This window comes from Sphingobacterium sp. GQ94 (assembly GCF_059758715.1).
In genome coordinates this window covers 102267-121622 of sequence record NZ_JCAXEC010000013.1, presented here as the reverse complement: position 1 = coordinate 121622, position 19356 = coordinate 102267, and the positions used below count along the sequence as shown (strand labels likewise).

18 protein-coding genes are annotated in these 19356 nt (G+C 36.4%); 14 read left to right on the top strand and 4 right to left on the bottom strand.

Annotated features, from left to right (window positions below; all coding sequences use genetic code 11):
* Positions 1 to 302: 302 nt before the first annotated feature.
* The 6 genes from amaB to AC6CHH_RS12560 all read left to right on the top strand — a co-directional run bounded on the left by amaB (position 303) and on the right by AC6CHH_RS12560 (position 7874).
* A complete protein-coding gene (amaB, locus tag AC6CHH_RS12585; RefSeq protein ID WP_498283370.1) occupies positions 303 to 1832 on the top strand; it encodes an L-piperidine-6-carboxylate dehydrogenase in 1530 nt (509 codons plus the stop codon).
* A 9-nt stretch (positions 1833 to 1841) separates the two neighbouring features.
* Positions 1842 to 3155 carry an L-lysine 6-transaminase gene (lat, locus tag AC6CHH_RS12580; RefSeq protein ID WP_498283368.1) on the top strand — a complete coding sequence of 438 codons (1314 nt, stop codon included), beginning with the start codon at positions 1842 to 1844 and terminating at the stop codon, positions 3153 to 3155.
* A 145-nt stretch (positions 3156 to 3300) separates the two neighbouring features.
* Positions 3301 to 5163: a DNA mismatch repair endonuclease MutL gene (gene mutL, locus AC6CHH_RS12575; protein WP_498283366.1), complete on the top strand. Its 1863-nt coding sequence runs from the start codon at positions 3301 to 3303 to the stop codon at positions 5161 to 5163.
* 12 nt (positions 5164 to 5175) lie between these two features.
* Positions 5176 to 5892: a rhomboid family intramembrane serine protease gene (locus AC6CHH_RS12570; protein WP_498283364.1), complete on the top strand. Its 717-nt coding sequence runs from the start codon at positions 5176 to 5178 to the stop codon at positions 5890 to 5892.
* A 3-nt stretch (positions 5893 to 5895) separates the two neighbouring features.
* A complete protein-coding gene (locus tag AC6CHH_RS12565; RefSeq protein WP_498283362.1) occupies positions 5896 to 6774 on the top strand; it encodes a rhomboid family intramembrane serine protease in 879 nt (292 codons plus the stop codon).
* A 44-nt stretch (positions 6775 to 6818) separates the two neighbouring features.
* Positions 6819 to 7874, top strand: a complete 1056-nt coding sequence (locus AC6CHH_RS12560; RefSeq protein WP_498283360.1) for an endonuclease/exonuclease/phosphatase family protein — start codon at positions 6819 to 6821, stop codon at positions 7872 to 7874.
* 3 nt (positions 7875 to 7877) lie between these two features.
* On the opposite strand, the gene AC6CHH_RS12555 is transcribed toward AC6CHH_RS12560, so the two are convergent.
* Positions 7878 to 9485: a S41 family peptidase gene (locus tag AC6CHH_RS12555; RefSeq protein ID WP_498283358.1), complete on the bottom strand. Its 1608-nt coding sequence runs from the start codon at positions 9483 to 9485 to the stop codon at positions 7878 to 7880.
* Positions 9486 to 9622: 137 nt separating this feature from the next.
* Here AC6CHH_RS12555 and AC6CHH_RS12550 point away from each other — a divergent pair, with 137 nt between their 5' ends.
* The 3 genes from AC6CHH_RS12550 (at position 9623) to AC6CHH_RS12540 (ending at position 12206) form a co-directional block, all read left to right on the top strand.
* Entirely contained in the window at positions 9623 to 10189 is a 567-nt protein-coding gene (locus AC6CHH_RS12550; RefSeq protein WP_498283356.1) for a hypothetical protein, read from the top strand.
* Positions 10190 to 10266: 77 nt separating this feature from the next.
* On the top strand, positions 10267 to 11664 hold the full coding sequence (gene fumC, locus AC6CHH_RS12545) for a class II fumarate hydratase (RefSeq protein WP_498283354.1): 1398 nt from the start codon (positions 10267 to 10269) through the stop codon (positions 11662 to 11664).
* Positions 11625 to 12206, top strand: a complete 582-nt coding sequence (locus AC6CHH_RS12540; protein WP_498283352.1) for a fumarate hydratase — start codon at positions 11625 to 11627, stop codon at positions 12204 to 12206. The genes fumC and AC6CHH_RS12540 overlap by 40 nt, the downstream gene beginning before the upstream one ends.
* Positions 12207 to 12291: 85 nt before the next feature.
* Here AC6CHH_RS12540 and AC6CHH_RS12535 read toward each other — a convergent pair whose 3' ends face one another.
* The 3 genes from AC6CHH_RS12535 to AC6CHH_RS12525 all read right to left on the bottom strand — a co-directional run bounded on the left by AC6CHH_RS12535 (position 12292) and on the right by AC6CHH_RS12525 (position 14898).
* Positions 12292 to 13398 carry a toxic anion resistance protein gene (locus AC6CHH_RS12535; protein ID WP_498283350.1) on the bottom strand — a complete coding sequence of 369 codons (1107 nt, stop codon included), beginning with the start codon at positions 13396 to 13398 and terminating at the stop codon, positions 12292 to 12294.
* 6 nt (positions 13399 to 13404) lie between these two features.
* Positions 13405 to 14190, bottom strand: a complete 786-nt coding sequence (locus AC6CHH_RS12530) for a hypothetical protein (protein ID WP_498283348.1) — start codon at positions 14188 to 14190, stop codon at positions 13405 to 13407.
* A gap of 333 nt (positions 14191 to 14523) precedes the next feature.
* On the bottom strand, positions 14524 to 14898 hold the full coding sequence (locus AC6CHH_RS12525; RefSeq protein ID WP_498283346.1) for a DUF3127 domain-containing protein: 375 nt from the start codon (positions 14896 to 14898) through the stop codon (positions 14524 to 14526).
* Positions 14899 to 14963: 65 nt separating this feature from the next.
* Between AC6CHH_RS12525 and AC6CHH_RS12520 the strand changes: the two genes are divergently transcribed.
* Genes AC6CHH_RS12520 through AC6CHH_RS12500 form a run of 5 tightly spaced genes read left to right on the top strand, consistent with a single transcriptional unit; the run spans position 14964 to position 19298 of the window.
* On the top strand, positions 14964 to 16124 hold the full coding sequence (locus AC6CHH_RS12520) for a THUMP domain-containing class I SAM-dependent RNA methyltransferase (protein ID WP_498283344.1): 1161 nt from the start codon (positions 14964 to 14966) through the stop codon (positions 16122 to 16124).
* Entirely contained in the window at positions 16105 to 16776 is a 672-nt protein-coding gene (locus AC6CHH_RS12515; RefSeq protein WP_498283342.1) for an HD domain-containing protein, read from the top strand. The genes AC6CHH_RS12520 and AC6CHH_RS12515 overlap by 20 nt, the downstream gene beginning before the upstream one ends.
* 53 nt (positions 16777 to 16829) lie before the next feature.
* Entirely contained in the window at positions 16830 to 17681 is an 852-nt protein-coding gene (locus AC6CHH_RS12510) for a phosphodiester glycosidase family protein (protein WP_498283340.1), read from the top strand.
* A 14-nt stretch (positions 17682 to 17695) separates the two neighbouring features.
* A complete protein-coding gene (locus tag AC6CHH_RS12505) occupies positions 17696 to 18457 on the top strand; it encodes a glycerophosphodiester phosphodiesterase (protein ID WP_498283338.1) in 762 nt (253 codons plus the stop codon).
* A gap of 1 nt (position 18458) precedes the next feature.
* On the top strand, positions 18459 to 19298 hold the full coding sequence (locus AC6CHH_RS12500; RefSeq protein WP_498283336.1) for an endonuclease/exonuclease/phosphatase family protein: 840 nt from the start codon (positions 18459 to 18461) through the stop codon (positions 19296 to 19298).
* Positions 19299 to 19356 lie beyond the last annotated feature (58 nt).

The following is a 19356-nucleotide window of genomic DNA, read 5'->3' as shown; positions in this document are numbered from 1 at the left end:
TTGTTTGTTCTATTGGTGAAGCATCTCCTGAGACCATTCGTGAGTATATACTCAATCAGGGGTAGTCGCTTACATCCCACAGGCTAAAGACCTCTGGGTTTTACGCTCTATTTTATAAATTTAATTGGAAAATTCACATCTAAGATAATCATATATTTATAATCGTATTAACATCAATCAAATCACGTATTTATGAAAGATGACAAAATAAATATTGATTTTAAATAAATTCAACAAATAGTATATTAAAACAAAATATATTCTGTATTTTTATATAAATTTCGAATAATATAAACAATATTATGACCTCAAAAGAATTAAAAGCACTTGGTATAGAAGGTGAAAACTTAGGGAGCTCAACAGGTAGTAACTGGTTTGCTCAAGGGGGGATAATTCATTCAACCTCTCCAACTAATGGAAAATTAATTGCAAAAGTTCATTCTACAACTCAAAAAGAATACGAAAAAATTATTCAAACTTCAGAAAAAGCCACAATACTTTGGAGAGATATTCCGGCACCGAAGCGAGGAGAAGTTGTACGTCAACTTGGTGATAAACTCCGTGAATTAAAACCAATATTAGGAAAATTAGTTTCTTATGAAATGGGCAAATCGTATCAAGAAGGAATGGGAGAAGTTCAAGAAATGATAGACATTTGTGATTTCGCCTTAGGACTCTCTAGACAATTATACGGGAACACCATTCATTCTGAACGACCAGGCCATCGGATGTATGACCAATACCACCCCCTTGGAATAGTGGGAATCATTACAGCTTTCAACTTTCCTGTAGCGGTTTGGGCCTGGAATGCAGCTTTAGCCTTGGTATGTGGCGATGTAGTAGTTTGGAAAGCCAGCGAGAAAACACCACTCTGTGCGGTTGCTTGCCAGCACATCATGGCTAAAATACTAAAAGACAATAAACTACCAGAGGGAATATCCTCTATTGTCACTGGTGGAGCAGAGCTCGGAAAGTGGATTGCTCAAGACGAGCGCATCCCGTTAGTTTCTGCAACCGGATCAACAAAGATGGGAAAGCAAGTAGCAACGACAGTTGCCCAACGATTGGGAAAAAGCTTATTAGAACTTGGCGGAAACAACGCTATAATTGTAACCCCAAGTGCTGATTTAAAAATGACTATAATAGGAGCAGTTTTCGGTGCTGTAGGAACAGCTGGCCAACGATGCACGAGCACGCGCCGCCTAATAATTCATGAGAGTATTTATGAAAAAGTGAAACAAACGTTAATCGATGCCTATAAACAACTAAAAATCGGAGACCCTTTGGATAGCAAAAATCATATGGGACCTTTAATTGACAAGGAGGCAGTAGATATGTATTTGCAAGCCATCGAAAAAATAGAAGAACAAGGTGGAAAATTATTAAATAAAGCACGTGTACTCTCTGGAGAAGAGTATAAAAGCGAATGCTATGTTACCCCAGTAATAGCCGAAGTGGAGAATCATTATGAAATAGTTCAACATGAGACTTTTGCGCCAATCCTCTATTTAATTAAGTACGAAGGAGAACTTGACCAAGCGATTAAATTACAGAACGGAGTGAAACAAGGCTTGTCCTCTGCGATTATGACCAATAGTCTTCGCGAATCAGAATTGTTCCTGAGTCAAAACGGATCTGATTGTGGAATAGCTAATGTAAATATAGGAACCTCCGGGGCAGAAATAGGTGGAGCATTTGGCGGAGAAAAAGACACGGGTGGAGGTCGAGAATCAGGATCTGACGCTTGGAAAGTCTACATGCGAAGACAAACAAATACCATTAATTACACGACTAGCTTGCCATTAGCACAAGGCATAGAATTTAATTTATAAACCAAAACAATGAGAGAAACACATAAAAGATTAGCAAAGCATATTCTGGCGGACGGTTTACCCGTTGTAATTGATTTAGAAAAATCACATGGGTCATATATAGTTGATGTAGATGGAGATGAATATTTAGACATGTTTAGTATGTTTGCTTCCTCACCTGTAGGGTATAACCATCCCTATATTTTAGAAAATGTAGAACAATTAAAAAACGCATCTATTAATAAATTAGCCTTATCAGACATCTACCCAAAAGAATATGCTGATTTTCTAGATACTTTTGAGCGCGTAGCAATCCCAAAGGAACTAAGTTACTGTTTTTTCATTGATGGAGGAGGCCTGGCCGTTGAAAATGCGCTAAAGGCAGCATTTGATTGGAAAACTAGATTAAATCAATTAAACGGGATTGATCAGCAGGCAAGTCAGGTTATTCACTTTAAACAGGCATTTCATGGAAGAACAGGGTATACTCTATCCTTGACCAACACAAAGGATCCTAGAAAACACATGTATTTTCCGAAATTCAACTGGCCTCGCATTAGCAACCCCAAACTGAATTTTCCACTTACTGAAGAATCTTTAGCCAATACGATCGCCTTAGAAGAAAAAACAATTCAAGAAATCAACCAGGCGATTTCAGACAATCCAAATGACATAGCTTGTTTAATCTTAGAACCGATACAAGCAGAAGGTGGAGATAATCATTTTCGGAAAGAATTCTTTATTAAATTAAGAGAAATATGCGATAAAAATGAGATCATTTTAATTTTTGACGAAGTGCAGACCGGAATCGCTATGACAGGAAAAATGTGGTGTTATCAACATTATGGAATTATCCCAGACGTCATTTCATTTGGTAAAAAGACCCAAGTATGCGGAATTTTAGCAAATAGAGAAAAATTTGACCAGGTCGGACACCATGTCTTTAAAGAATCGAGTCGAATCAATTCCACATTTGGAGGAAACTTAGTGGACATGATCAGATTTAAATTGATTTTAGAAATTATTGAACAGGAAGGCCTTATCCAAAAAGCAGAAACTCTTGGCAAGTATTTACTGGTTAAATTAACTGAACTTGCGCAAAGACATGATTCGATAAGTAATGTACGCGGAAAAGGTCTGCTTTGTGCATTTGATCTTCCGTCAGATTTAGTTCGTGACTTGTTTATCAAAGAAGCAATGGCAGAAAAAATGTTAATTTTAGGTTGTGGAGATAACAGTATTCGTTTTAGACCTCATTTGACAGTTTGTGAGAAAGACCTAGATAAGGCAATCGCAATAGCGGATAAAATCCTAGAGCGAATCTGTCAAAAACAGTTTAATTAAAAACAAAATGGGAAGTCGAGTACTTCCCATTTTGTTTATATGCAATTGCGAAAGTTAGTAAGCCAGTAAAAAATATCTAAAATCGGCCATTAATAATGGTATATCAATCCTGTCGATTTAAGTCAATTTTGTACCTTTGTAAACTATGTCGGATATTATTCAATTGCTCCCAGATTCAGTAGCAAACCAGATTGCAGCAGGTGAGGTTGTTCAAAGACCTGCCTCGGCAGTAAAAGAGCTCATGGAGAATGCCATCGATGCAGGCGCTGATCAGATTAAACTCATTGTTAAGGATGCTGGGAAATCATTGATTCAAGTCATTGATAATGGATGCGGCATGAGTCCATCGGACGCTAAGTTATCCTTTGAAAGGCACGCAACCTCCAAAATCAGGAAGGCAGAAGATTTATTCGCGATTCGTACAATGGGTTTTCGCGGTGAGGCAATGGCTTCTATTTCAGCCATTGCACATGTAGAACTTAAAACCAAACGAGTGGAGGATGAATTGGGAACTCTCATCGAAATTGAAGGTTCCGAGATCGTCCAACAATCACCTGTTCAAGTGCCATCTGGCACACAGATATCTGTTAAAAACTTGTTTTATAATATACCTGCAAGAAGGAATTTTTTAAAAAGTAATTCAGTTGAGCTAAGGCATATCATTGACGAGTTTCAACGTATCGCTTTGGCAAATCCCAATTTGTTTTTCTCCTTCCATAATGATGGAAATGAGCTTTTCCATTTGCCCAAAGAATCCTTAAAACACAGAATAATGCATCTTTTTGGGAACAACTATAATCAACGTTTAGTCCCAGTTGAAGAAACAACCAGCATTTTGAGCGTAAAGGGTTTTATTGGAAAACCAGAATTTGCAAAAAAGACAAGGGGTGAACAGTTTTTCTTTGTAAACAATCGTTTTATTAAAGATCCTTATCTAAATCATGCTGTTTTAAATGCCTACGAAGAAATACTGCCTGCGGATACTTTCCCTTTATATGTTTTATTTATTGACATTGATCCATCCAAAATTGACATCAATGTTCATCCAACTAAAACCGAAATCAAATATGAAGATGAAAAGTCCTTATATGCAATATTACGATCTGCCATCAAACGTAGTCTAGGCAGATTCAATATAGCACCGACCTTAGATTTTGATCAAGAAGTTGGGTTTAATAAGTTAATCACCCCAAAACCTTTAGAGGAAATTCAAGCTCCTACGATCAATTTCAATCCGAATTTCAATCCATTCGATAATGAATCTGAAGCAAAACCTTCGCGTAGTTACACCTACCCTGATCAATTCGAACAAAAATCAAGTATTCCCAAAAATTGGGACACCCTTTATCAGATTAACGAATCTCAAGAAAATTCACAACTCGGTCTTCATTCGGAATCATCTGCACAAGAATCATCATTTATTCAAGCCTCTGACCAACCGAAGAAGCAATTTTTCCAGTTACATAATCGATACATTGTTTCTCAAATTCATTCAGGATTTATGCTCATCGATCAACAGGCTGCACATGAACGCATCTTGTTCGAACAATTCCAGCAACAATTGAATCAACATCAAGGTGCTAGCCAACAAAGTCTTTTCCCGCAGACCGTTGAACTCTCCCCTTCCGACTTTGTATTACTTGAAGATATGCTTCCAGAAATACAGTCTTTAGGGTTTCAATTACGTCCTTTTGGAAAAACCACGTATATTGTTGATGGAATCCCGGCAGATCTTGAAAACGTTAATGAACATCAAATTATTGAGAAGTTATTAGAGGACTTTAAGAACCAAAGTGATTTAAAACTGAATAAAAGAGAAAAATTAGCAAAAAGTTTAGCGAAAAATGCCGCGATAAAACCAGGGACAAAACTTGAGAATGATACTATGGCCGATTTAATAGACCGGTTATTTGCTTGTCAGACTCCAAATATATCATTAGCTGGTAAGCCGGTTATTGTTACTTTTACCTTGCAAGAGCTCGCAGAGAAATTCACAAAGAATAATTAAAGAAATACTTTTATGAATAACATATTAGGGAATTTACCAACGGTTGTCAAAAACCTATTGATCATCAATATCATCTGTTTCATTGGGACAATAATATTTAATGACGCCTCAAAACTATTTGGGGTATACTATCCCGATTCACCGTTCTTTTGGATCTGGCAGGTGATCACCTATATGTTTATGCATGCCAATCTATCTCATATTTTCTTTAATATGTTTGCATTGGTCATGTTTGGAGCAGTAATTGAACGTGTTCTTGGTCCCAAAAAATTCTTGAACTTCTATCTTATTTGCGGTTTAGGTGCCCTTGTCTTACAATATGGAATACAGGCCATGGAAGTTTATCAAATAACCGGTTCAATTCGGGCGTCACAGTATCTGAATTTTAACATGCAAATGGCAACTGTATCAACCAATATACCAATTACGGAAGCACAATTTGACACCTTGAGATCTATTTATGGCACACCTTTGGTAGGTGCTTCTGGAGCAATTTATGGACTACTCTTAGCCTTTGGTTATCTTTTTCCAAATATGGAATTGATGCTGATATTTCTACCAGTTCCTATTAAGGCTAAATATTTTATCCCAGTATTGATCTTAATTGAAATATACTTAGGGTTTACAAATAATGGATCATCCATTGCTCATTTAGCGCATGTCGGAGGGGCCTTATTTGGATTTATTTTATTAAAGCTTTGGGGAATAAAGCGAACTAATTTCTATTAAAATATGATAAACAAAGAAAGTGGTATAAAAACATTCTTTAGGACAACCTTCCAAACTGGTTCTCCTATCCCATACCTTTTGTCTATTCAAATACTCTTATTTATTATAATTCATATCTGTGATCTGATCGTTGATTTAAATCTTGTACAATTTCCAATGTATGATTGGTTGATCAGCAACCTGAGTCTACCCAATAATTACGCGCAATTCGTCAAACAACCCTGGTCTATAATCAGTTATAGTTTTGTATATGACGGGCTTTTTAATATTGTTTTTGATTGTTTGTGGCTTTATTGGATCGGAAACATTTTTTTAAATTTGCTTAATAGCAGACAATTTCTGACATTATATCTCAGTACAATTCTATTTGGCGGATTAATATACCTAGCCATTGGAGAAACCCAATTGTTTAATAGAGGTCCAATTACCTCCCTATATACAAGCTCAATGGGCTTGGCTGCATTGCTATCAAGTTTATTGGTTTTAACTCCAAATTCAGAGATTCGATTGTTTTTATTTGGGAACGTGAAATTGAGAACATTAGCGATCATCGTACTAGCTTTGGAGTTTATGTTTTATTTACTTGCAAATTCCCCAGCCGCCATAACTTATCTGATCTGTATTGGATGGGGATTACTATTTATGCATCAATTAAAAACAGGAAACGACTTAAGTAGATTTTTTCAAACAAGGAAAAAAATGAAACTCAAGATAGTGCATTCCAGGTCAAAATCAAGTCGTAATCTTGGTTCCGGCGAAGATCTACCCAGTCAAGAAGCTATTGATGAAATATTAGATAAAATTTCCCAAAGTGGCTATGAAAGCTTAACTTCACGAGAAAAGGAAGTCCTATTTAGGGTAAGTAGAGAAGAGCAAGAATAATGATAATTAAAAAAAAGAATCTAGGTTTTTTTAGCCGGACAATCATGTTAGCTAATTTTCTAGCAATAATAATACTATTTCTGAGCTATTCTGCATCCATAATTAACCCTAAATCCTTCTGGCCAATTTCATTTTTAGGTCTTGCTTATTTACCTATACTACTCATTAACCTTGGATTCATTTTCTATTGGTTACTTCGCAAACCTAAATACGCTATATTTTCCCTATTAGCTATTTTGATGGGCTGGAATCTGATGACGCAGCACATTACATTCAATTCGGTTAATCAAACAAACCCTGACTCGACTATCCGGGTTATGACCTATAATGCACATTTACTAAAGCCGGTTGTCAATCAAGATAAATCCGTCAAAGAGGAATTTATCGATATCATCAATCAAGCAAAACCTGATATTCTGTGTATTCAAGAATTTAATAGTACAATAAAAGGTTCTAAAAAATTTTCAGAGTTGATAAAGAAGAAGGCTAATTTTGAGAACTATTACTTTGCCCCTTCCCAACAGAATGACTATAATGCCTACGGTCAAATTATTTTTTCAAAATTCCCGATTATTAATTCCGGCTTAATTAAAAAGAATGAATATGGAATTAATCGAATAGTTTACGTAGATATTGTGAAAAATGAAGATACACTACGCATATACAACGTTCATTTACGATCATTCGGATTACAAAGTCAGGATAAAGAATTTATACAAAATCCAAGCAATTACACGGGACAAGAGGAGACAAAAACAAAACGCGTGGGACGGAAGCTAAAAGGTGCTTTTGAACAACGCAGCGACCAGGCTGAATCCTTGTCTGCACATATGAAAGAGACCCATTTCCCTAAAATTATTATGGGCGATTTCAATGATACTCCTATGTCATATAGCACCAATTTGATTGGGAAAAACATGAATAATGCATTTCAAGAAAAAGGAAATGGATGGGGAGTTACGCATTTTGAGATGCTTCCAATTCTACAAATTGATTATATTTTTTGCGATAAAACACTCTCGGTAGAAAATTATCAAGTCATTAAGAATAGGCTATCGGATCACTATCCTGTTTGGGCAGAGTTAAAAATTATGCAGTAGTACCTAATCACCTTCGGGTGTTCTCAATTGATTCAGGGCCACTTGAACAAAGGAATCATACTGATTCTTTACTTTAAAATAAGCTTCTCTTCCAAAGTAAAACCTTCCCAATAAAGCTTCAATTTCACTCTGAATGAGATCATGGAGATCGACCTGTTTATTCCTTGACAGCCTAAAACCCTTGTTGGCTAAGAAAGTTATAAATCCGTCATACTCGGAGTTCGGGAGCTCGTAACCTTGTAGAAAATTCTCAATTGAATACGCAGGTAATTTTTCAATCAATCGATTGTAAACAAATTGTTCAATCAAACTTGATTGAACCAAATCTTGATAGAACAAACTAATCTCATTGGAATCAATAGGTATAAGTACATCGGGTTCTAATCCTCCTCCAGCATAGAGCTTTTTTCCCAAACCAGTTTGAAAAGATTGCGAATGGACAATACTTGTATCCATTGACCATAATCCATCGTACATATTAACATAATCTGTCATAATGGACCAATTGGGTTTATATTTACGTTGAATACTCCGACCCAAAGGCGTATAATACCTTGCAATGCTTAAGTTAATGGTTGTACCATCAGAGAAATCGAAAAGCTCTTGTACGGTTGCTTTACCATACGTCCTACGACCAATCAAAACACCTCTATCCCAATCCTGGACAGCTCCGGCTACAATTTCACTCGCAGAGGCAGTTTTTTCATTGACCAGGACAACCAGCTTTCCATTTGTATAATTGCCTGTAGTATCCGAAAAATAATCCCTTCTTTGTTCATGAGCACCTTCGGTATAAACCACCAGCCTCTGATCGTCAAAAAATTCACTGGCCAGGCGGATGGCAATATGAAAATAACCACCACCATTATCCCGCAAATCAAGAATTAGGTTTTTAGCTCCTTGCTTTTTTAAATCAATAACGGCATTTCTAAATTCATCTGCTGTTTTTAGACCAAAGCTCTTAATGCGAATAAGACCAATAGTTGGTTCAACCATATACACAACATCTAAGGAGCTAACCTTAATTTGATCTCTAACGGCCTTCAAGAAGAGTGGCGTATCTCTGTTTCCTCTAGCAACTAACATCTCCACCTCAGTACCTTTTTTCCCTCGCATCAGCTTTTCAACCTGTTGTTTTGAAACAGATTGACCTGCAATAATTTTTTTTCCAATACGCAAAACTCGGTCACCTACTTTAAATCCGCCTTTATCAGCAGGACCATTGGTGATGACTCCTACCACCAATAATGTATCATTCAAATTGAAATACTCCATACCAATGCCTTCAAATGTTCCTTCTAAAATCTCAGTTTGAGACTTAGATTCGTTAGGCATCAGAAAAGAAGAGTATGGGTCAAGGTGTGAGATAATATGATTAATAGCACCATTTTGAACTGAATCAATGTTTAAACTATCAACATATCTATTGGAAATCAGATCAACAACTTGTTGAATTTTATAGGAATTATCCGAGATACCAATTGGTATTAAAGAGCTATTGGTATTAAATCCCTGTTGATCAGCATAATTCTGACCGAGAATTAACCCCAATAATAAAGTTGCCCCGTATGTGGCAGCAACAAATATATTCCTCTTTCTACCTTCTTGCATCTATGGTCTGGTAAACAAAATTACGTACTTAAAATTTAGTATGAAAAAAAATTAGAACTTTAAGGTACAAACAATTCACAGTCCAAAAAATGGCATCTGAATAATTATTGCTCATTTTTCAATATTTTTACACAGTCATGCATAATATAGAACCCTATTACAATTGGAGAGACTACTATGTGGCTTCCCAAGATGAACTCAGCCCATTTTTTGATACAGTTAATAATGAATTTTATTATGACAAGCAGATATATAATTTTCTATTACATCCGCAATGGGATTTCTTTGGCTCACAGACATTATACCTTAAAGTCTTATTTGTAGATTACGAAGTTGGTTATTCCATCATAGAATTCATTGGGGAATGGAATGACGCAATTTATAATGATGTGATGATTCTAAAAAGAGAAGTAATAGATTTGATGATCGAACAGGGAATCAATAAATTTATCTTGATCGGTGAAAATATTTTAAATTTCCATGCCTCGGATGATCTCTATTATGAAGAATGGTTTGCTGATATTGAAGATGGATGGATTGCCGGAATCAACTTTCGAGATCATGTAATTAAAGAGTTCACAGACCACCAAATAGATTATTATATCAACTTTGGGGAATACCTTAATAATTTTGCATGGCGAACACTCAAACCGAAGCAACTTTACCATCATATTCAAGAACATATACAGCATCGATTGGGTTAATAACAAGGATTAAGCGTGGCATAATTTAGCTTAATTCTCTAATTTTCCTTAGATTTGTCATTCAAAACTTTGTAATTATGTCATTCAGAATAGAAAAAGACACTATGGGTGAGGTTCAGGTCCCAGCAGATAAATACTGGGGAGCTCAAACTGAACGTTCAAGAAACAATTTTAAAATAGGTCCGGCAGGTTCGATGCCAAAAGAAATTATAGAAGGATTTGCTTACTTAAAGAAAGCTGCGGCATATGCGAACCATGAACTCGGTGTGTTATCGGTGGAAAAAAGGGATGCGATCGCTACGGTTTGTGATGAAATATTAGCCGGAAAACTGGATGATCAATTTCCGTTGGTAATTTGGCAGACGGGATCAGGCACACAATCTAACATGAACGTAAATGAGGTGGTTGCAAACCGTGCTCAGGTTCTAGCTGGAAGAAAAATTGGAGAAGGTGAGGCTATATTAAAGGCAAATGATGATGTCAATAAATCACAATCATCGAACGACACCTTTCCTACAGGGATGCATATTGCAGCCTATAAGGCCGTAGCTGAAATCACCATTCCAGGAGTTGAAAAACTGCGGGATACCCTTCAAAAAAAATCCATAGAATTCATGAATGTTGTTAAAATTGGTCGTACCCATTTGATGGATGCTACCCCCTTAACATTAGGACAAGAGATCTCGGGATATGTTGCGCAGTTGAATTACGGCCTGAAAGCTGTAAAAAATACTTTAGCCCATCTTTCAGAGGTGGCTTTAGGAGGTACAGCAGTAGGAACAGGATTAAATACTCCAAAAGGGTATGATGTTGTGGTTGCAAAATACATTGCCGAATTTACAGGTTTACCCTTTGTAACCGCTGAGAATAAATTTGAAGCTTTAGCCGCACATGATGCGATCGTAGAATCACACGGAGCATTGAAACAGTTGGCTGTATCTTTAAATAAAATTGCGAATGACATTCGTATGTTAGCTTCAGGTCCTCGTTCTGGTATCGGAGAAATTATTATCCCAGAAAACGAACCTGGATCTTCCATCATGCCCGGAAAAGTGAACCCAACCCAATGTGAAGCGTTAACAATGGTCGCTGCACAGGTAATGGGGAATGATGTGGCAATTACTATTGGTGGAGCACAAGGACATTACGAATTAAACGTATTTAAACCTGTTATGGCGGCTAACTTCTTGCAGTCGGCACGTCTTATTGGCGAGGCATGTGTATCTTTTGAGGACCACTGTGCAAACGGAATTGAACCAAACTACGAACGCATCAAACAATTGGTAGATAACTCATTGATGCTGGTAACCGCGCTAAACACAAAGATTGGTTATTACAAATCAGCTGAAATCGCACAAACCGCACACAAAAACAATTCTACATTGAAAGAAACGGCAATTGCATTAGGATATGTCACTGCAGAAGAATTCGATGAATGGGTAAAACCAGAAGAAATGGTTGGCAGTTTAAAGTAAGCAAATTGACTATAGAACATAAAAACAAAACACATAAAATAGTATACCTTTCCACGGTATTGGTGGGTATGCTATTTCTTTTTGGAAGTTGTCAAAGGCATTCAGATATGCAGGGACCAGGGGCTGATTATCTACAAGGAATCTGGATTCAGGATAGTATTGCAGGAAAGGATCAAATGTTAAATTATACCATACATGAATTCAAAATCACCTGTGATTCTATCTATGCAACCTTCAAGGTTCATTCGAAAACTAAAACCATTGCAGATAGCTGTTTTGGTGACGGGCAGTGGACTGAATATGCAAAGGCTGTATATTCGATCAGAGGTGACAGCATGATTGTAGAGGGCGTCTACACCAAACCAAATGGAAAACAAAAAATATCAGGTTGTTATAGACATGGGCCTTATACCCCACGCTTCTTGTTGAAATCCACAGGAAAAGATAGCATCGTTTTGGAAAACAAATACGAAGGTCGACCAATTGTTCTCCGGAAAATAAAAGATATCATTTGTATACCCAAAAAACGCTGGGAATTATAAGAGCACTTCTCTTGTGCAAAAAAAACCGGTAGGCCATTTCTAAGAATGATCTACCGGTTTTTTTTTAAACCAACTAAACGACAAATCAATTAATCAACCGACTTTCATCGGAGGTTTTAAGTATTTGATTTTTCAGATCCGTTTCAGCTTGTTTTAAATCTTGCTCTGCAATTCTGCGTTTCTCTCTTCCCTCCTTCTGTATACGTAAAACTTCTTCTATAGTTGAAATAATATCAGTATTCGCTTTTTTAATGGTATCCATATCAATAATACCACGTTCGGTTTCCCTAGCAACATTAATGGTAGACTCCTTAAGCATTTCAGAATTCTTCTTAAGCAATTCATTTGTCGCATCGGTTACCGCTTTCTGAGCCTCTAATGCGCTTTGAGAATGAGCAATCCCCAAGGTCAACACCATTTGATTTTTCCAAAGGGGTAAAGTATTAACAATTGAAGATTGGATTTTCTCCATTAATGAGCTACTATTACTTTGGATCATCCGAATCTGAGGTGCCGTTTGGAGCACAACCATACGTGTCAATTTCAAATCATGAAGCTTACGTTCAAAGCGAACCGTATGTTGCTCCATATCCTTATATTCCTGGATTTTATGCTGATCACCGCTACGTTCAGCTTCCTCTTTTAAAGCAGGAAGTGTGACCGATATAACTTCATTTAATTTCTCTTGGCCAGCTTGGATATGCAGCGAAAGATCTTTGAAATATTGCTGATTCTGAACAAATAATTTGTCAAAGATATTTACATCCTTAGCTAGGTTCTTATAATGGCCTTCTAATTTTAATTCGATGCTATGAATATTTTTTTCAACTGAAGCATATTCAGTCCGCATTCGACCAATTTTTTTCTTAATGGTATCAAAGAAAGGAATCAATGGTTTTTTGTTCACCTTTTCATCAAATTCTCTTATTTCTGACCGTAATCCTACTAAAACATCCTCCGCCCCACCTAGATCTTTTGTGCGAACCTGTTTTAAAATTTCGTTGGAAAAGTTGCTAACATTACTCTGGGACCCTACACCAAATTGGATAATATCCATGGTTGAAGTCAAATTAATTTTATCTTTATATTGTTGAATAAGGGCTTTCTCTTCCGGGGAAAATTCAACATTCATCTCCTCGGGTTTATTTTGGTTTTGCCCATCTTCTAAATTCGTCAAATCTAAATTTGCCATAATATCTTATTCATTTAAGAGGTTTCTACTTTTAAGGGTTTGCAAATACACATCAGTTTCCGCTGACACATCCAGCATTCCCATTTTAAATTGATTTGTAACTTCTTTTTCAACAGCAATTGAGGCCATTCTAATCACCTCCTGCAGTTTAATTTTGGAATCGGAAGTTACCCTATTATTAAGTCGTGCATTCTCGAGTTCATCGTATTGCATGAGCACATTAACAATCGTGGAATGTCTCACTAGAAATTTCTCTGCTTCTCTCTTGTCCTTTTTCTCCAACAATTGAAATAAACGCAGAATATGATCTATGTCTTTTTGAATACTCACATTATCAATTTCTTTCCTCCAATGCATCAATCTCTCGACAAAAAACTGAGGTGTATCTATACTGGGGGCCGAAATTTCCAACTTTTTTTGAGATCCAATACTTGATATCCAATAGAGATCACGTACTTGAGCTAGTTCAAGTCTACTAAGGTATGCTTTAGCCTGATTAAGCAATAGTGCATTCCCAACGATATAAGATAAAACTGACCCACCCAATGTGAACAGCATTGCTTGACTCAAAGCACCAAAGAAAAACACAAAAGAAACAAACAGGCTCACCTCAACAGCTAAAAGAAGCCAGGCAAGTAAATACCAAGACCGAACTTTACTCCGTCTGGCCTGGCTCATCATCACCAAAGGATGCACATGGATAGGTAAAGGAAGAAACATTAATATCGACATAAATGTCCATACCAATTGTTTGACCTCCCATGATCTACTTTGTTTCGTTGCCCAACCCATTTTATAAATTTAATTTTTTTTTATAAAAATACATCAAATCTTACTTCAATACTTAATACACTAAGTAACTTTTAGGTGATTGGCCCGATAAATCCCGTGATTGGACGATATTTATCGGTGAAGACTCCCTAAGACTCTAATTTACAATATAAGCAGAAAATAACCTGTATTTTTGCTATAAAATGACTTTAACTTATTATTAAAAGCGGAATGACTTTCCTAAAGGTGGGTTAGTGAAAAAGAAATTGTCACTAAAATTAAAAATATCTAGCTAAAAAAGGTCGACTCATAATGAAGTCAACCTTTTTTATTATTTCATCTAATGATTTGAATTTAGAATGGCAAATCATCATCATCTGATCCACTCGTAGAAATATCTACAGGAGGCATATCCGAATATCCAGGAGCTGGTGCACTTGCGGCAGTAGTAGCTACTTTAGTTACTCGCCAAGCAACTAATGAATTAAAATACGTTGTGATTCCTTCTTTATTTGTCCAGGGACGACCACGTAAGTTGAAAGAAACCTCAACCTCATCGCCTACTGCAAGACTATCAAATATGTTAACTCGATCTTGTGTTGATTCAAAACGAATATACTCGACAAATTGTGGGTTTTCGGCATAAGCAACAATTAAATCTCTTTTCTTAAAAGACTCTGTTACTTGTTGAGTCGCACCAACCTCATGTACTTTTCCTCTAATTTCCATATCTTAACTATTAAAGCGTAAAATTAAACATTTTTTGCTAACAGATTAAGTAACTTTGTAGAAATATGGCAGAAGTTTTCAACACCCAAGGCAAGGTCATCATTACTTGCAATAGACGATTGTCTCCTTATTTGGAGCAAGAGGTTCGTGAGTTAGGATATGATATCACTCGCACATTTAACACCGGATTAGAGTTAAAAGCCTCTGTAAATGAGTGCATCAAACTAAATTTAAACCTGCGCACAGCAAGCCAGGTATTTTATCAGTTGAAGTCATTTAAAGCAAATGATGCAAATGAATTATATAAAGGTCTGATGGGGATATCCTGGGAGGATATCATTCCTATTGACGGTTATTTTTCAGTAACATCAAATGTACATAACGATACAATCACTACCCCATTATTTGCCAATGTAAAGGTAAAAGATGCTATTGTTGACCGCATCAAAGACAAAAAAGGAATGCGGCCAAATTCAGGACCTGATCTAAATAAATCTGTTATTCACTTACACTGGATGGAAGATCGAGCTGAAATATTCTTAGACACCTCGGGAGAAACCCTAGCAAAACATGGCTATAGGAAACATCCGGGTAAAGCTCCCATGCTTGAAGCCTTAGCTACTTCGACAATTCTTGCAACCCAATGGGACGGCAAATCTCCATTTGTAAACCCTATGTGTGGTTCAGGAACACTCGCAATAGAAGCTGCTTTGATGGCCCAAAATAGAAAACCAGGTTTGCAACGCATGAATTATTCTTTTATGCATTTCATTGGATATGATGAAGAGGTTTTCTTTGAGCAAAGGAGAATTTTAAAAGAAATAACTGATAAAACTAACCTTCCGAAAATTATTGCTTCCGATATCTCCGCAGAAGCTATTGATATTTCCCAACAAAATGCGCGCACAGCAGGTGTAGAACACTTAATCGAATTTGAAGTTTGTGATTTTGAAAAAACAACGATTCCAGAGGGCTCAGGTATCATTATGTTCAATCCGGAATATGGGGAACGTCTAGGAATCCATTCCAGACTGGAACTAACCTATGCCCGCATGGGAGATTTCATGAAGAAAGAATGCAAAGGCTATAAAGGGTATATATTCACAGGTAACCCTGATTTAGCGAAGAAGATTGGCCTACGTGCAACTCGCCGCTTTGAATTTTTTAATGGAAAACTAGATTGCAGATTATTACAATACGAATTATATGAGGGTTCAAAAAACTAATCAGGAACAGTTATTTATTGAAAAAACTATTGAATTCGTAAAAGAACAATTAAAAGACGCTGAATCTGGCCATGATTGGTGGCACATTCAGCGGGTTTGGAAAAACACACTACATATTCTAGAAACTGAACATGCTGATTCCTTAGTTTGCGAACTCACGGCCTTATTGCACGACATTGCCGACAGTAAATTCCATCAAGGTGATGAAAACCTAGGTCCTAAGATTGCTGGGGAATTTTTAGATTCCATTGGAATAGATCCACAGACCATTAACCATGTTCAGCAAATCATTCGGAACATGTCATATAAATCTTCATTAGGAGAAGTAAAATTCCACTCCATTGAATTAGCGATTGTTCAGGATGCAGATCGATTAGATGCCATTGGAGCGATTGGTATTGCTCGTGCATTTACTTATGGTGGGTTTAAAAACCACGAAATTTACAATCCTGAGATTACCTATAAAAAAAATCAAAGTAAAGAAGAATATAAAAACTCAACGGCTCCAACAATCAATCATTTCTACGAAAAACTCTTATTATTAAAAGATAAGATGAATACCCAAGCTGCAAAACAAATTGCCGATCATCGACACCGCTATATGGAAAACTTTTTGCAACAATTTTATAACGAATGGGACGGCAATTGTTAGATTTAATAGTTAGTTAATAATAATTGATTAAATTCGTTGAACTTGTTAAAAACATGCTTCGAAAACTCGTCCATAACCTGCAATTACTTACTCTGGTATGCCTAATATACCTACCTCAATTAGCCATAGCTCAAAATGCAGATTCCTTAACAATTGCTCGCGCAAAATGGAATACCAAAATAATAAAAAAAGGCATTAAATGGAATCAAGGGCATTTTTCAAACCTTTTCCAAAGTGTTCAAGAGATAAACTGGATTGAAATAGATCTCAAAAAAAACCGAAATAAGGTCCATCTAGCTGGGGATTCGAGTGAATTAAAGACTACATCTGCTTTCGCCGAACAACATAACGCTATCCTTGCTATTAATGGAGGTTTTTTTGATATGAAAAATGGAGGTGCAGTTGACTATCTAAAAATCAATAATCAAATCCTCAATCTTACCAAAAAACCATCCCAGAGAGCAGGAGCTGTTTTTAGTATAGCAAATCACAAAGTTAGTATTGGTCGTGCCACAGACGATTTCATAAAAAATTCGGAAGCTAGTGATGTCATGGTTTCTGGTCCACTATTAATTGAAAAAGATTCGATAATAAAAAACAAAGAAAATCCTTTCAATACCAATCGACATCCACGTACAGCAATTGCCATCACCCGTAAAAATAAATTAATTTTAATGGTAGTAGATGGCAGAAATAGCCAAGCCCAAGGAATGAATTTAAATGAACTGGCACTTGTCCTAAAATGGATTGGTGCTAGGGATGCCATGAATTTAGATGGTGGGGGAAGTAGTACGATGTTTATAAAAGGAATGAACACAGACAATATTGTTAATCACCCTTCTGACAACAAGAAATTTGACCATCAAGGTCAACGCCCTGTTGCCAACATAATATATGTAAACTAATCATCATAAACTCAATGAAAAAATTAATAGTATTTATCATCATGACAACCTCTTTGAATGTAGGTCTTATTGCCCAAACTTCCATTATTGCGCACCGTGGTGCTTGGAAAAATAGCAAAGTTCCTCAAAACACAATCGCGTCCTTTGATGCTGCAGTGGAACAACAAGTATGGGGTAGTGAATTTGATGTTCATCTTACAAAAGACGATATATTAGTGGTTAATCACGATCATGATTTTTATGGTTTGGAGATAGAAGAACTTACCTATCAAGAATTACTAAGTAAAAAACATCCCAACGGGGAGGTTATCCCTACTGCTGAAGAATATTTAATTCACGGACTAAAGCAAAAAGGTACTAAACTGATTTATGAGCTTAAGACCAGCAAAATTAGTAAAGAAAGAACCTTAAAGGCAGTCGAATTATCATTAGCCTTGGTGAAAAAATTAAAAGCAAATAAAATGGTTGAGTTCATAGCATTCGATTGGGATGCATGTTTGAAATTCAGAGAATTAGACAAGAAAGTGAAAATTCACTACTTAAATGGTGATAAAACGCCAAATGAAGTTAAGCAAGCTAAACTTACAGGCGTGGATTACAACCTAGCTGTATTTAAAAAGAACCCAACGTGGATTCAAGAATTTAAAAAACTTAAATTAAAAACCAACACTTGGACTGTCAATACGCAGGAAGATATGACCTATTTTTTGAATGAAAAAATAGATTTTATCACAACCGATCAACCAGAGCTTCTAAAAACATTATTAAAAAAATAGCATGAAAAAAATCAGCATTTCCTTAGCCATATTGCTGTGCAGTGTAATGGGCTTTGCGCAACAAATTAATATAGCAACCTTTAACATCCGAATGAAGACCACTGCTGACACAGGAAACCTTTGGGATATTCGAAAACAAGCCGTTACTAACCTAATAAAGTTTCATGAATTTGAGATATTTGGGGTACAAGAAGCCTTCAAAATTCAATTGGAGGATATGTCTAAGGAATTGACAGAATTTAAATACATTGGTGTCGGAAGAGACGACGGGGCTCAAAAAGGGGAATATTCAGCAATTTTCTACAACACAAACCGTTTTCAAGCGATAGAGAACGGAACATTCTGGTTATCTGATACAGATACTCAGAAACCAAACAAGGGATGGGATGCAGCTTTACCAAGAATCTGTACATGGGGCATATTCCTAGACAAAAGTAATGGTAAAAAATTCATATTCATGAATACACATTTTGACCACATAGGTAAGGTAGCTCGCACAGAAAGTGCAAAACTCATTTTAGCCAAAGCCAAAGAATTCGCAAAGGATTTACCCCTGATTCTAACAGGAGATTTTAACATCGATGAAAACAATGAAGCCTATTTCACGCTAGCTAAAAGCGGAGTTGTTCAAGATGTATATGATATAGCTAAAATCGTATATGAACCCAACTCTACTTTCAACTCATTTGGGCGTAGAATAAATGAGAAAGGGAGAATTGATCATATTTTTATAACCAAACCATTTGGTGTTAAAAAATATGGTATTCTGACAGACACTTATATGGGAAAATATCCTTCAGATCACTTTCCAGTAGTTGCACAGCTTTTCTGGCCTAAATAACTCCGAACGATTACGGGGCAAGGTTTTATGATGCAGAGATAGGCAGGTCGGGGCATCT

Excerpts from the sequence above, each read along its gene's own strand:
- AC6CHH_RS12520 (WP_498283344.1), top strand. The coding sequence starts at position 14,964 with ATGGCAGAAGTTTTCAACACCCAAGGCAAGGTCATCATTACTTGCAAT.
- AC6CHH_RS12570 (WP_498283364.1), top strand. The coding sequence starts at position 5,176 with ATGAATAACATATTAGGGAATTTACCAACGGTTGTCAAAAACCTATTG.
- lat (WP_498283368.1), top strand. The coding sequence starts at position 1,842 with ATGAGAGAAACACATAAAAGATTAGCAAAGCATATTCTGGCGGACGGT.
- AC6CHH_RS12535 (WP_498283350.1), bottom strand. The coding sequence starts at position 13,398 with ATGGCAAATTTAGATTTGACGAATTTAGAAGATGGGCAAAACCAAAAT.
- AC6CHH_RS12555 (WP_498283358.1), bottom strand. The coding sequence starts at position 9,485 with ATGCAAGAAGGTAGAAAGAGGAATATATTTGTTGCTGCCACATACGGG.
- fumC (WP_498283354.1), top strand. The coding sequence starts at position 10,267 with ATGTCATTCAGAATAGAAAAAGACACTATGGGTGAGGTTCAGGTCCCA.
- AC6CHH_RS12550 (WP_498283356.1), top strand. The coding sequence starts at position 9,623 with ATGCATAATATAGAACCCTATTACAATTGGAGAGACTACTATGTGGCT.
- AC6CHH_RS12505 (WP_498283338.1), top strand. The coding sequence starts at position 17,696 with ATGAAAAAATTAATAGTATTTATCATCATGACAACCTCTTTGAATGTA.
- AC6CHH_RS12500 (WP_498283336.1), top strand. The coding sequence starts at position 18,459 with ATGAAAAAAATCAGCATTTCCTTAGCCATATTGCTGTGCAGTGTAATG.
- AC6CHH_RS12525 (WP_498283346.1), bottom strand. The coding sequence starts at position 14,898 with ATGGAAATTAGAGGAAAAGTACATGAGGTTGGTGCGACTCAACAAGTA.
- mutL (WP_498283366.1), top strand. The coding sequence starts at position 3,301 with ATGTCGGATATTATTCAATTGCTCCCAGATTCAGTAGCAAACCAGATT.
- amaB (WP_498283370.1), top strand. The coding sequence starts at position 303 with ATGACCTCAAAAGAATTAAAAGCACTTGGTATAGAAGGTGAAAACTTA.
- AC6CHH_RS12530 (WP_498283348.1), bottom strand. The coding sequence starts at position 14,190 with ATGGGTTGGGCAACGAAACAAAGTAGATCATGGGAGGTCAAACAATTG.
- AC6CHH_RS12515 (WP_498283342.1), top strand. The coding sequence starts at position 16,105 with ATGAGGGTTCAAAAAACTAATCAGGAACAGTTATTTATTGAAAAAACT.
- AC6CHH_RS12540 (WP_498283352.1), top strand. The coding sequence starts at position 11,625 with ATGGGTAAAACCAGAAGAAATGGTTGGCAGTTTAAAGTAAGCAAATTG.
- AC6CHH_RS12560 (WP_498283360.1), top strand. The coding sequence starts at position 6,819 with ATGTTAGCTAATTTTCTAGCAATAATAATACTATTTCTGAGCTATTCT.
- AC6CHH_RS12510 (WP_498283340.1), top strand. The coding sequence starts at position 16,830 with ATGCTTCGAAAACTCGTCCATAACCTGCAATTACTTACTCTGGTATGC.
- AC6CHH_RS12565 (WP_498283362.1), top strand. The coding sequence starts at position 5,896 with ATGATAAACAAAGAAAGTGGTATAAAAACATTCTTTAGGACAACCTTC.